Source organism: Actinospineispora spinosispora DSM 44797, assembly GCF_000429025.1.
Taxonomy (GTDB): domain Bacteria; phylum Actinomycetota; class Actinomycetes; order Mycobacteriales; family Pseudonocardiaceae; genus Pseudonocardia; species Pseudonocardia spinosispora.
The window spans coordinates 14,445-26,791 of sequence record NZ_KE386838.1; the positions used below are offsets into that span (position 1 = coordinate 14,445).

Here is a 12,347-nt window from a genome sequence, read left to right on the forward strand (position 1 = left end):
CATGACGCTCTGCGAAGTCGCCCGAAGAGCCTCCGGGCGCGGCCCGCGCACCCCACCGCCGCCCGGCCGAGCGGGCGACCACCTGCTACAGACCCCCGGTCCAGGCCAGTAGTAGAGAGGACCACCTGCACAACCGCGGGCCGAACTGCCGAAATCCACGACTCGCTGTGCCGACAAGCCCGACTCGCTGTGCCGACAAGCCCGACTCGCGGTGCCGAGAGGCCCGACTCGCTGTGCCGAAAACCCCGACTCGCGGTGCCGAGAGGCCCGACTCGCTGTGCCGAAAACCCCGACTCGCTGTGCCGACAGGCCCGACTCGCGGTGCTGAGGGGCCCGACTCGCGGTGCTGAGAGAGCCGACTCGTGGAGGGTGGCGGGCCTTGGGAAATCATCTGCGGCGGGCGAACAAGCCGCCCAGGAGGCCGGCCAGGGCGCCCGCGCCGACCAGGCCCGCTGTGACGCCGGCGCCCACTCCTCCACCGACGGTGACCTCGGTGCGAATCACCGCGGGGGACGGAGCCGGGGGCGGCTCCTCGATCATGTTCTCCTTCGCCGTCGCGGCCCATGCGGTCAGGAACAGCAGGAACCGGGACACGGTGAAGATGAAGACCAGCAAACCGATGATCGGGCCGAACGCCGCCCCGGCCGGCGACGAGGTCACGCTGACGATGTAGAAGACCATGATCCGCTGGATCACCACGAAGCCGACCGCTCCGATCAACGCGGCCTTCGCCGCGCTCCGCCAGGTCACCGGCTCACGAGGCAGTCTGGCGATCACCCAGAGGAACACCAGTGCACTCGCCAGCAGCCCGGCCACCCAGCCGGCGAGCGAGATCAGCGGGGTCAACCAGGTGACGCTCTCCAGACCGAGCCAGCCCACGATCTGTTTCGCCAGTCCGCCCACCGCGGACACGGCGGCGGAGACCACCAACGCGATGCCCAGGCCGATCAACGCCAGCAGGTCAGCCACGAGCCGACGCAGCAGAGTCGGCGGCTCGTCGCGCTGCCCCCACTGTTCGGACAGCGCCTCGCGCAGGTTCGTCATCCAGCCGAGCCCGGAGTAGAGCGCCACCAGAAGACCGATCACCCCGACCGTGCCGGCGGAGCGAATCGCCTGGTCGATGACCGAGCCCAGCATGTCGCCCATGCCGGGCGCGTTCTGCGTGATCTGCATCTTGAGCTGGGTGACGAGATCCTGGTTCGCGCGCAGGAAGAAGGCGACAGCAGCGAAGGCCACCATGAGCAGCGGGAACAGGGCCAGCACACTGAAGTAGGTGATGGCGGCGGCGTAGTGGTCGCCGTGGTTCACCGTGTAGCTCTCGCCCGCCCGCAGCAGGTGGTCGAGCCACTCGTGTTGCTTGCGCAGCTCGGCGATCTTGGACGGCTTCTCCGGCTTGTCGGCGACGGCGCTGGTCACGACGGGTCTCCCTGCGGTCGGCGGCGGAGATCCGATCTTGTCCTACCGGAGGCCCGCTGTCGCGCGCTGGCCGTCCCTCGCCCGGGTGGTGGCCCGGGCGAGGAACGTCACTCCGTCAGGCGCTCGGTGGAAGGAAACCGACCTTGTCGTACACGGCGCACAGCGTCTCGCCGGCGATCTCACGGGCTCTGGCCGCGCCCTCGTTGAGGATGCGGTCCAGCTCGGCGCGGTCGTCGAGGTAGCCGTTGACCTTGTCGTGCAGCGGCGCCACGAAGTCACCGACCACGACGCTCAGGTCCTTCTTCAGGTCGCCGTAGCCCTTGCCCGCGTAGTCGGCTTCCAGCTCGGAGACCTTCCGGTTGGTCAGCGCCGAGTAGATGGTGAGCAGGTTCGAGATGCCCGGCTTGTTCTCCGGGTCGTACCGGATTTCCCGCTCCGCGTCGGTCACCGCGGACCGGATCTTCTTCGCGGACACCTTCGGGTCGTCCAGCAGCTCGATGATCCCGCCGGGGCTGGACGCCGACTTGCTCATCTTCGCCGTCGGGTCCTGCAGGTCGTAGATCTTCGCCAGCCCCTCGGGGATGAACCCCTCCGGCACGACGAAGGTCTTCCCGAACCGGGTGTTGAACCGCTGCGCCAGGTCGCGGGACAGCTCCAGGTGCTGGCGCTGGTCCTCGCCGACCGGGACGCGATCCGCCTGGTAGAGCAGGATGTCGGCGGCCATCAGCATCGGGTAGGTGAACAGCCCGACGGTGGCCCGGTCGGAGCCCTGCTTCGCGGACTTGTCCTTGAACTGGGTCATCCGGCTGGCCTCGCCGAAGCCGGTCAGACAGCTCAGCACCCAGGTCAGCTCGGCGTGCTCGGGCACCTGCGACTGCACGAACAGGGTGGATCGCGCCGGGTCGATGCCGATCGCGAACAGCTGGGCGACGCCCCGGTAGGTCCGCTCGCGCAGTGTCGCCGGGTCGTGCGTCACGGTGATGGCGTGCAGATTCGGGATGAAGTAGAGAGCGTCGCTCTCGTCCTGCAACGCGACCCACTGCCGCACCGCGCCGAGGTAGTTGCCCAGGTGGAACGAGTCGGCGGTCGGTTGAATCCCGGACAGCACCCGGGGCCGGTGGGAGGAATCGGTCATATCCCGATTGTTCCAGCGCCGCGGACCTTACGCGTCATCGGTATACGAGAGCGCGGTTCGAATGGCGGCCGGTGAGCCTTGGGGGGAATTCTGTGCCCATGAGCGTGACACTCGACGAGCTCGACCTGGCGCTGCTGTCCGCGCTGCGCACCTATCCGAGGGCCGGTGCGCTGGAGCTGTCCCGTCAGCTGAAGATCGCCAGGGCCACCGTCTCGGCACGGTTGAGACGGATGGAGGAGTCCGGCGTGATCACCGGGTACGGCCCGGACGTGGACCTGGGGCGGGCCGGTTATCCGGTGCAGGCCTTCGTCACCCTGGAGATCGCGCAGGGCGCGCTGGAGCAGATCGCGCAGGAGCTGGAGGAGATCCCGGGCGTCGTCGAGGCGTACGCGACCACCGGGACCGGGGACGTGCTGTGCCGGATCGCGGCGGCGTCCCATGACGACCTGCAGGCGATCCTGCTGCTGCTCAACCACTCCACCGCGATCGACCGCTCGACCAGCGTCATCGCGCTGACCACCGTGGTGCCGCACCGGGTGATGCCGTTGCTGGCGCAACCGCGCGAGCGTCCGGCCAGCCGAGCCCCCGCGTTCCGCCCCGAGCCCGGCTAGCGGGCGCTGTCGTCCGTCTCGTCGGTGGTGTCGTCGGCAGCCTTCGACGGCAGGGTGGGCATCCGCACCACACCGCTGTCCAGGTCGATGTCGAAACGGGGACGGTACAGCTTGCCCTCACCCTCCTCGCCACTCTCGTCACGCAGGTTCTGGTCGTTGAACAACTTGCCGAGCATGCCCATACCTCACGGTAACCCCTGCGGCTCGGTCCGCGAGTAAGGTGTTCTCATGTCGGCAGGCACGGCGACGGTTGCGCAGGTCACGGTGGTCGCCGGGCCGCTGCGCCGGTTGTCCCTACCGGACTGCGGCTCCCGAATCCTGCGGGCCACCGGCGGCCGGTTGTGGGCATTCACCCTGGTCGGCGGACGTGGCTGGTTCTCCAAGGAACACCAGGCCACGCTGCGCAGGGGCCGCGAGCTGTGCGACGACGTGATCGCCACGTTCGACTGCGCCGGCTTCTTCACCACCGACGAACTGCCCCGCTACGGCTTCAGCAGAGCCGACCGGGCCGCGCTGCTCGACGGATATCCGGGCTGCGATTCACGGCGTGACGTGCTGGTTCTGCTCGCCTACGATGATCAGATGTTCGCCGAAGGCATCCGAGCCCATCTCCTCGCCGCGCTGCGCGCGCACCGGCCGACCGGCTGAGGCACGCCGAGTGCCCCGCACGACCCCAGGTGCTACGCAGATCAACAACCTCGTTCGGATGGCTCGCCGCCGCGTCGGCTCGATCACCGCGGTCGCGGTCCTGTCGTTGCTCGCCGCGATCGCGCTCTGGTGGGCGCGGGACACCGACCAGTACGCGGGCAACCTACTGCTGAACATCGGCGCGAGCTTCGTCGGCGCGGTCGTCACGTATGCGCTGGTCAACCCACTGATGGCCCGCCAGGAGCTGCGCGCGGAGAAGATCTTCGACAACTTCAACCACAACCGCGTCATCGAGCACATCCACGACGCCAAGCACACCGTGCGCATCTTCGAGACCGGCATCGCGCTGCTCGACGACCTCTACCTGGAGCGGTTCCTCGACGCCTGCAACCAGGCTCTCGCGTGCAAGGTGAAGATCGAGATCCTGCTGCTGGACCCGGACTGCCGCGCCGCCGAGCAGCGGGCCGACGAGCTACGGCACTCGACGACCCGCATCCGCGAGCTGATCAGACAGAACCTGCTCGCGCTGCACAGGTACCGGTCCCGGCTGGACGAGGAGCGCAGGCAGCGGCTCGAGGTCAGGGTGTACGCCACCGCGCCGGTCGCCGCGTACTACCGCTGGGACGGCCGCGCGCTGATCTCGTTCTTCCCGACCAACCGGTCCTCGGAGAACACCAGCCAGTACGAGACCTCCGCCGAGTCGAGCTTCGCCCAGTTCGTGGAACAGCGGTTCGAGGAGTCCTGGGCTGCCCCGAACACGTACTCGCTGGAACGCTACTTCGCGATGCCGATCATCATCCGACGCCTCGACGACGACCCGTTCGAGGCCGAATGGGTCGTGCGCGGCAACGACCTGTACCTCGCGCACCGCGAGCTGGCCGAACACGTCATCACCCGGGGCGGCACCGAGAACGTCCAGGTCGAGCTGCGCCATGTCGAGCCCTGGTCCGGCGAGCACGGCCTCGGCCTGTGCCAGGAGGACATCGTGCACTCCTACTTCGAGGGCAAGTACGGCTCGTCGCACCGCCGCACCATGTTCACCGTAAAAGCCCCGTGAGTGATTTGGGCTGCCATGGCAGCCCAAATCACTCACGGGTAGCTAGGCGCTGGTGAGCGGCAGGAGACGGGGTGCGGCTCCCGTGGCCGGAGTCAGGCGGGCCACCGGGTCGCGGTAGGTCGTGCTCCGCTGGCGGATCGGGCGACCAGCGGCGGTGGCGATGGACTCCAGCTCCGCGACCGTGCGCGCCGAACCGTTCTCCGAGCCGGCCATGCGGCTGATCGTCTCCTCCATCAGCGTGCCGCCCATGTCGTCGGCCCCGCCGCGCAGGATGTCCGCCGACAGCTTGTCGCCGAGCTTCACCCAGGAGCACTGGATGTGGTCGATCCGGCCGTGCAGCGCGAGCCTGGCGAACGCGTGCACCGCGCGGTTGTCCCGCTCGGTCGGCCCCGGCCGGGCCAGCCCGGCCAGGTAGATCGGCGCGTTGTGGTGCACGAACGGCAGCGGCACGAACTCGGTGAACCCGCCGGTGCGGTCCTGGATCGAGGCGAGCGTACGCAGGTGCCCGAGCCAGTGCCTCGGCTCGTCGACGTGCCCGTACATCATCGTCGACGAGGACGGGATGCCCAGCTCGTGCGCGGTGGTGACGACCTCGATCCACTGCGAGGCGGGCAGCTTGCCCTTCGTCATGACCCAGCGGACCTCGTCGTCGAGGATCTCGGCGGCGGTACCGGGGATCGAGCCGAGCCCGGCGCCGCGCAGCTCGGTCAGCCACTCCTTGATCGATACCCCGGCCTTCGCCGAGGCCGACACGATCTCCATCGGCGAGAACGCGTGCACGTGCATTCCAGGGACCGCGGCGCGCACCGAGCGCGCCAGGTCCGCGTAGAAGGTCACCGGCAGCTGCGGGTCGATGCCGCCCTGCATGCACACCTCGGTGGCACCGTCCAGCGCCGCCTCCACGGCGCGGGAGGCGACCTCGTCGAGCGAGAGCCGGAACGCGTCGGTGTCCTTCTCCCGCTGCGCGAACGCACAGAACCGGCAGCCGACGTAGCAGACGTTCGAGAAGTTGATGTTGCGGTTGATCACGTAGGTGACGTCGTCGCCGACCACGTCGGCACGCACCGCGTCCGCCAGCCTGGTCAGCTCTTCTAGGGCCTGACCGTCGGCGGTGAGCACGGCCATCGCCGCCGCGTTGTTCGCCGGGTCGAGCAGCGCGGCGGGGTTCTCGGCGGCCAGCCGCAGGCCCGCGCGGACGTCGGAGTCGAGCCGCTCGGGCGCGGACTGCTGCTGCGCGGCGAGCTCGTCGCGCAGTTCGTCCCAGTCGCCGTACACCGAGTCGAAGTCGCTGCGCCGGTCCTCGGTGCGGCCGGTGGTGTCGATGGTCTCCTGCAGGTCGGTGCGCCCGGTGGAGGCGAACCCGCCGTCCGGCTCCTGCCAGGGAAGGCCGCGCACCACAGCCGACTCGTTCGCCAGACCCGTCTGTGGGTCGGCCAGTGCCGCGACGTGCGTCTGCACGCGGGTGTCGATCCACGGCGAACCGGCCAGCACGTACTTCGGGTACGCGGTCAGCCGTTCGCGCATGCTGAACCCGGCCGCGGCGGTGTGCGCGGCGAGCTCGTCGACCGCGGGCCATGGCTGCTCGGGGCTGACGTGGTCGATGGTGACCGGGGAGACACCGCCCCAGTCGTCGATGCCGGCGCGCAGCATCAGGCCGTACTCCTCGCCGACGAGGTTCGGCGGCGCCTGCAGACGCATCTTCGGGCCCAGCACCAGCCGGGCGACGGCGATCGTCGCGGCCAGGTCATCGAGGTCGGCGTCCGGGTCGTTCGCCATCGCGGTGTCCGGCTTCGCCCGGAAGTTCTGCACGATGACTTCCTGGATGTGCCCGTGCGCCCTCGACGCGGAGCGGATCGCGAACAGCGAGTCGGCCCGCTCGGTGCGGTTCTCCCCGATCCCGATCAGGATGCCGGTGGTGAACGGGACACCGACCCGGCCGGCGTCGGTGATGGACCGCAGCCGGACGGCGGGCTCCTTGTCGGGGCTGCCGTAGTGCGGGCCACCCTTCTCCGACCACAGGCGGGTCGCGGTCGTCTCCAGCATCATGCCCATGCTCGCCGCGACCGGCTTGAGCCTGGTCAGCTCGTCCCAGGAGAGCACTCCCGGGTTCAGGTGCGGCAGCAGACCGGTCTCTTCGAGAACCGCGATCGCGCAGGCGCGCACGTAGTCCAGCGTCGAGTCGTAACCGCGTGCGTCGAGCCATTCGCGGGCGGCGGGCCAGCGGTCCTCCGGGCGGTCGCCGAGGGTGAACAGCGCTTCCTTGCACCCGACGGCGGCGCCCTGGCGGGCGATCTCGAGCACCTCGTCGCGTTCGAGGAACTCCGACGGCAGCCGGTGCGGCACCGTGGCGAACGTGCAGTAATGGCAACGGTCCCGACAGAGCCTGGTCAACGGGATGAACACGTTGCGGCTGTAGGTCACCACCCCGGGTCGTCCGGCGTCGACGAGACCGGCGTCGCGGACTCGCGCGGCGATGTCGAGCAGCTCGTCGAGCTGCTCACCGCGTGCCGCGAGCAGCACCGCTGCTTCGTCGACGTTCAGCGTGACGCCGTCTCGGGCACGCCGCAGTGCGCGGCGCAGAGATGCCTCAGAGGGCGGCGGTTGCGGGACGGACAGTAGATCGGCCACCCCTGCACACTAAGTCTGTTTTGACTACTCTGCGAGCGACGAACTGTGACTCAGGACACTGTCCGCGAGGTCACCACCGTCACCGCCGAACAACACCGACTTCGCCAGCGGCGACTCGAACAGGGCGTAGTGGTCGTGCCCGACGTCCGGGACCACGATTCGGTTGTGCGGCGCATTCGGGTACTTGCTGTGAATATAAGTGTAATAGGCCGCGCCCCTGGCGAGCCGGTTCTTGCCCTCCAGCATGGCACCACAGTCCATGTCGAGTTCTTTCTTCAGAACATCGACTCCACCGTTCAGGTAAGTCACCCGCCGAGAAGTGTAGTTCTGAACGACCTGCTCCTTGCTCAGTTTTGCCACGTAGCCGGTCCGTCCGTCCAAGCCGTACTTGTACTCGTTGTACTTGCACGAGGCATTGGACGGCGCCGCGAACTTCTTGCCGCTCGCATCTGGACGGATCGGATCCATGTACACGTAGGACGAAGGATTCCCGACCACGTAGTTGATCGACACACCTTTGACCTTGTTCGGCGCCAGGCCGAACGCGGCGTACCGCTGAGTGAACTGGCCACCCGCCGAATGCCCGACGATGGTCAGACGCTTCAGATTGGGGAACCGGGACTTGTCGGCCATGGTCAGTACCAGCTCGTCCATCACCGCGTAACTGCTCAGGCTGCCCGAGCCGGTACCTGCCTCACCCGATTTCCACGAATCGTTCGTCCATTCCGGTTCGTTGCTTCCCGGATTGTCCTCAGCGATCTTGAACTTCGGCGCGAGCACCATCGTGTGCCCACTCACGCCGGCTTTCGACGCAGCCGTCATCATCCCGGTGTAGGTGCTCACCGGATTGCGTCCCGCGCCATGGATCACGATCAGCGCATCGGTCACCTTGGAGCTACCGGCGAACGGGAAATTCCGGTTGATGGTCAGCTTCTTGCCGGACGAGAGCCTGATCGTCTCCTGCGGGGCGCTTCCTTTTCCCTTGCTCAGCGCCATCTGTGCCGAACCGACGACACCATTCGGAGCCGAACAACCGGTCAGCGCGAAGAGCACGGACGCCACAGCCACCACGGCGAGACGTCCGGATTTCCAGATCACGGTGAGGGCTCCCGCCGGGACAGTGACTTGATCGACCCGACGAGCCTAACCAGACGAAAGGGCCCCTGTACGCGGAATGGAGAAACCGGTACCGCGGAGTCAGCCGACGACTCCCGGACCGTCATAGGCGACGGTCACCGGGGCGTGATCGGACCAGCGCAGAGCGTGCTCCGCCGCCCGGTCGACCCGCGCGCCGACCGCGCGGGCGGCCAGACCGGGGGTCGCCACGTGGTAGTCGATGCGCCAGCCGGTGTCGTTGTCGAACGCCCGCCCTCGGTAGGACCACCACGAGTACGGCCCCTGCACGTCGGGGTGCAGCGCGCGCACGACGTCGTGGTAACCGCCGTCGAACAGCGTGCCGATCCACTCCCGCTCGTGCGGCAGGAAGCCGGAGTTTCGGACATTGCCCCGCCAGTTGCGGATGTCGAACTGGGTGTGTGCGATGTTCCAGTCGCCGCAGACCAGCACGTCACGGTCCTCGGCGGCGGCCTTCTCCGCGCGTTCGGCCAGGTAGGGTGCGAACTCGGCGAGGAAGCGGTCCTTCTCGTCCTGCTTGGGCGTGCCGACGGTGCCGTTCGGCAGGTACAGCGAGCCCACGGTCAGACCGGGCAGGTCGACCTCCAGGTAACGGCCCGAGTCGTCGAACTCCGCCGAGCCGTACCCGACCCGGACCGCTTCGACCTCCAGCCCGACCCGGGTGAGGACGCCGACACCGTTGCGGCCACGCGCGCTCGCCGACGGCGTGTAGTCCAGCCGCCAGGAGTCCGGCAGCTCGGGGAACTCCTCGGGCAGCGCCCGGCATTCCTGCAGACACACGACGTCCGCGTCGGTCGTGGCCAACCAGCCGAGCAAACCCTTGCGGACGGCCGCGCGAATGCCGTTGACGTTGACGGTGCTGACCGTCAGCACAAGATCACCGATCCTTACAGAGCCACACACTTGCTGCCGGGCAGCGGACGCAGGAAGTCGTCCAGCGCCCAGCCACCTTCCAATAGTTTGCGGTAGCCGTTCTGGACCGTCGTCTCCGCACCGAGCACGTCGCCCTTGTGCAGTGTCTTCGCGACCGAGCCGCCCGCATCGGGGCTGTCGCGCGCGTTGAGCACGTCGGCGGTGACCTCGACCCGGCACGCGGCGGTCACCACGTCGGACCGCACCGACCCGTTGTCGATCAACACGAGGACGCCCAGGACGAGCGCACATCCGAGTGCGAACGTCCAGCTCCGCATCTTCGGTCTGACCAGCTTGATTTTCTGCACGTCGACACCCAACTCCGCCCCACCGGTCCCTGCCGGAGAACGCTACCGCCTCGGACCGACGTCCTGGGGCACTCCGGCCGACTGTGTCGCCTGCATTTCCGGCCCGACGGGTATACAGTACGGACGTACTGCTAGCTCGTCTCCCTGTCCCGGGACGCCGCACGAACCACGATGGCGACACGGGCTAGCGTGTCTGATCGAGGAGGCCCCGCGCTCCGTCGTCGAGGCCGGCAACACGGACCCATCCACGAGAAAAGGGCAGGCCAGAGCAACGATGAAGGTCATCTACACCTACACCGACGAGGCACCGGCGCTGGCGACGCACTCGTTCCTGCCGGTGATCGAGGCGTTCGCCGGCAAAACCGGCGTCGACGTCGAGACCCGCGACATCTCACTCGCGGCCCGCATCCTCGCCCAGTTCCCTGACCGGCTGACCGAGCAGCAGCGCGTCCCGGACTCCCTCGCGGAGCTCGGTGAGCTGGCCAAGACGCCGGAAGCCAACATCATCAAGCTGCCCAACGTCAGCGCCTCGATCCCGCAGCTGAAGGCCGCGGTCAAGGAGCTGCAGGGCGCCGGCTACGACATCCCGGACTACCCGGAGAACCCCCAGACCGACGACGAGCGGGCCGCGCGCGCCGCCTACGACACGGTCAAGGGCAGCGCCGTCAACCCGGTGCTGCGCGAGGGCAACTCCGACCGCCGCGCACCCGCGTCGGTCAAGGGCTTCGCCCGCAAGCACCCGCACTCGATGGGCGCCTGGAGCTCCAGCTCCGCCTCGCACGTCGTGACCATGGCCGACGGCGACTTCCGGCACTCCGAGTCCTCGGTGACGATCAACGCCGACACCGTGCTGCGCATCGAGCACGAGGCAGCCGACGGCACGATCACCGTTCTGAAGGAGTCGCTGCCGGTACTCGCCGGTGAGATCGTCGACGCCGCCGTCATGCGCAAGGCCGCCCTCGACGCGTTCCTCGCCGAGCAGGTCGCGGACGCCAAGGCCAAGGGCGTGCTGTTCTCCGTACACCTCAAGGCCACGATGATGAAGGTCTCCGACCCGATCATCTTCGGTCACGCGGTCAAGCAATACTTCGCCGACGTGTTCGCCGAGTACGGCGCCGACCTCGCCTCCGTGGGAGCCGACCCCAACGACGGTCTCGCCAGCATCCTCACCGCGCTGTCCAAGCTGCCCGGCGAGAAGCGCGAGACGATCGAGAAGGCCATCACCGCCGCGTACGACAGCGGCCCGTCGCTGGCGATGGTCGACTCCGACAAGGGCATCACCAACCTGCACGTGCCCAGCGACGTCATCATCGACGCCTCGATGCCTGCCGCGATCCGCTCGTCGGGCCAGATGTGGAACGCGCAGAACGCCCAGCAGGACACCAAGTTCGTCATCCCGGACTCGTCCTACGCCGCGCTGTACGCCGAGACGGTCGACTTCTGCCGGGAGAACGGCGCGTTCGACCCGACCACGATGGGCACCACACCCAACGTCGGTCTGATGGCGCAGAAGGCCGAGGAGTACGGCAGCCACGACAAGACGTTCGAGGTCGCGACGCCGGGCACCATCCGGGTGCTGGACGGCACCGACCGCACCGTGCTGCTGGTCCACGACGTCGAGGCCGGCGACATCTGGCGCGCCTGCCAGACCAAGGACGCCCCGATCCGCAACTGGGTGGAGCTCGCGGTCAGCCGCGCCCGCGCCACCGGTGCCCCCGCCGTGTTCTGGCTGGACGAGAACCGCGGTCACGACGCCGAGGTGCTCAAGAAGGTCCGTACCTACCTCGACGAGCTGGACACCGACGGTCTGACCATCGAGATCCTGCCGGTCGCGGAGGCCACCCGCTACACGCTGGCCCGCGCGAAGGCCGGCGAGGACACCATCTCGGTCACCGGCAACGTGCTGCGTGACTACCTGACCGACCTGTTCCCGATCCTCGAGCTGGGCACCAGCGCGAAGATGCTCTCGATCGTGCCGCTGATGAACGGTGGCGGCCTGTTCGAGACCGGGGCCGGCGGTTCGGCGCCGAAGCACGTGCAGCAGCTGGTCAAGGAGAACCACCTGCGTTGGGACTCGCTCGGTGAGTTCCTCGCGCTGGCGGTCTCGCTGGAGTTCCTCGCCGAGAAGGACGACAACCCGGGCGCGAAGCTGCTCGGCCAGGCACTCGACGCCGCCACCGGCAGGCTGCTGGAGGAGGGCCGGTCGCCGTCGCGCAAGGTCGGAGAGCTGGACAACCGGGGCAGCCACTTCTACCTCGCGCTGTACTGGGCGCAGGAGCTGGCCGCGCAGACCGAGGACGCCGAGTTCGCCAAGGTCTTCGCCCCGCTGGCGGAGCGGCTGGCGGCCGACGAGGACACGATCCTCGGCGAGCTGAACGGCGTGCAGGGCCAGCCGGTCGAGCTGGGCGGCTACTACTACGTGGACCGCGCGAAGACCGACAAGGTCATGCGCCCGAGCCCGACGCTGACCGCCGCGATCACCGAGTTCTGATCCCGAA

The 12,347-nt window shown here is 68.3% G+C and carries 11 protein-coding genes; 4 read left to right on the forward strand and 7 right to left on the reverse strand.

Features of this window, described 5'->3' with window-relative positions; genetic code table 11:
* Window positions 1-387 precede the first annotated feature (387 nt).
* A complete protein-coding gene (gene yhjD, locus G406_RS0140690; RefSeq protein WP_028938325.1) occupies window positions 388-1,416 on the reverse strand; it encodes an inner membrane protein YhjD in 1,029 nt (342 codons plus the stop codon).
* A 115-nt stretch (window positions 1,417-1,531) separates the two neighbouring features.
* Window positions 1,532-2,551 (reverse strand): tryptophan--tRNA ligase, encoded by a 1,020-nt coding sequence (trpS, locus tag G406_RS0140695; RefSeq protein WP_028938326.1) that lies wholly within the window; start codon window positions 2,549-2,551, stop codon window positions 1,532-1,534.
* A 98-nt stretch (window positions 2,552-2,649) separates the two neighbouring features.
* On the opposite strand from trpS, the gene G406_RS0140700 reads away from it, so the two are divergent.
* Complete coding sequence (locus tag G406_RS0140700; RefSeq protein ID WP_037081196.1) at window positions 2,650-3,162, forward strand: Lrp/AsnC family transcriptional regulator; 513 nt, start codon at window positions 2,650-2,652, stop codon at window positions 3,160-3,162.
* Here the strand turns inward: G406_RS0140700 and G406_RS52930 are convergent.
* On the reverse strand, window positions 3,159-3,338 hold the full coding sequence (locus tag G406_RS52930; RefSeq protein WP_156935430.1) for a hypothetical protein: 180 nt from the start codon (window positions 3,336-3,338) through the stop codon (window positions 3,159-3,161). The two genes, G406_RS0140700 and G406_RS52930, sit on opposite strands and share 4 nt — an antisense overlap.
* A 52-nt stretch (window positions 3,339-3,390) precedes the next feature.
* On the opposite strand from G406_RS52930, the gene G406_RS0140710 reads away from it, so the two are divergent.
* Both G406_RS0140710 and G406_RS0140715 read left to right on the forward strand, forming a co-directional pair.
* Window positions 3,391-3,810 carry a hypothetical protein gene (locus G406_RS0140710; RefSeq protein WP_028938328.1) on the forward strand — a complete coding sequence of 140 codons (420 nt, stop codon included), beginning with the start codon at window positions 3,391-3,393 and terminating at the stop codon, window positions 3,808-3,810.
* Between the two features lie 58 nt (window positions 3,811-3,868).
* Complete coding sequence (locus G406_RS0140715; RefSeq protein ID WP_028938329.1) at window positions 3,869-4,867, forward strand: hypothetical protein; 999 nt, start codon at window positions 3,869-3,871, stop codon at window positions 4,865-4,867.
* 42 nt (window positions 4,868-4,909) lie between these two features.
* On the opposite strand, the gene G406_RS0140720 is transcribed toward G406_RS0140715, so the two are convergent.
* The 4 genes from G406_RS0140720 to G406_RS0140735 form a co-directional block, all read right to left on the reverse strand.
* Window positions 4,910-7,495 (reverse strand): bifunctional FO biosynthesis protein CofGH, encoded by a 2,586-nt coding sequence (locus tag G406_RS0140720; RefSeq protein ID WP_028938330.1) that lies wholly within the window; start codon window positions 7,493-7,495, stop codon window positions 4,910-4,912.
* 24 nt (window positions 7,496-7,519) lie between these two features.
* Complete coding sequence (locus G406_RS52935; RefSeq protein ID WP_051343359.1) at window positions 7,520-8,593, reverse strand: alpha/beta fold hydrolase; 1,074 nt, start codon at window positions 8,591-8,593, stop codon at window positions 7,520-7,522.
* 99 nt (window positions 8,594-8,692) lie between these two features.
* Window positions 8,693-9,502: an exodeoxyribonuclease III gene (locus tag G406_RS0140730; protein WP_028938331.1), complete on the reverse strand. Its 810-nt coding sequence runs from the start codon at window positions 9,500-9,502 to the stop codon at window positions 8,693-8,695.
* 14 nt (window positions 9,503-9,516) lie between these two features.
* Window positions 9,517-9,849 (reverse strand): SH3 domain-containing protein, encoded by a 333-nt coding sequence (locus G406_RS0140735; RefSeq protein ID WP_156935431.1) that lies wholly within the window; start codon window positions 9,847-9,849, stop codon window positions 9,517-9,519.
* A gap of 274 nt (window positions 9,850-10,123) precedes the next feature.
* Here G406_RS0140735 and G406_RS0140740 point away from each other — a divergent pair, with 274 nt between their 5' ends.
* Window positions 10,124-12,340: an NADP-dependent isocitrate dehydrogenase gene (locus G406_RS0140740; RefSeq protein ID WP_028938333.1), complete on the forward strand. Its 2,217-nt coding sequence runs from the start codon at window positions 10,124-10,126 to the stop codon at window positions 12,338-12,340.
* Window positions 12,341-12,347 lie beyond the last annotated feature (7 nt).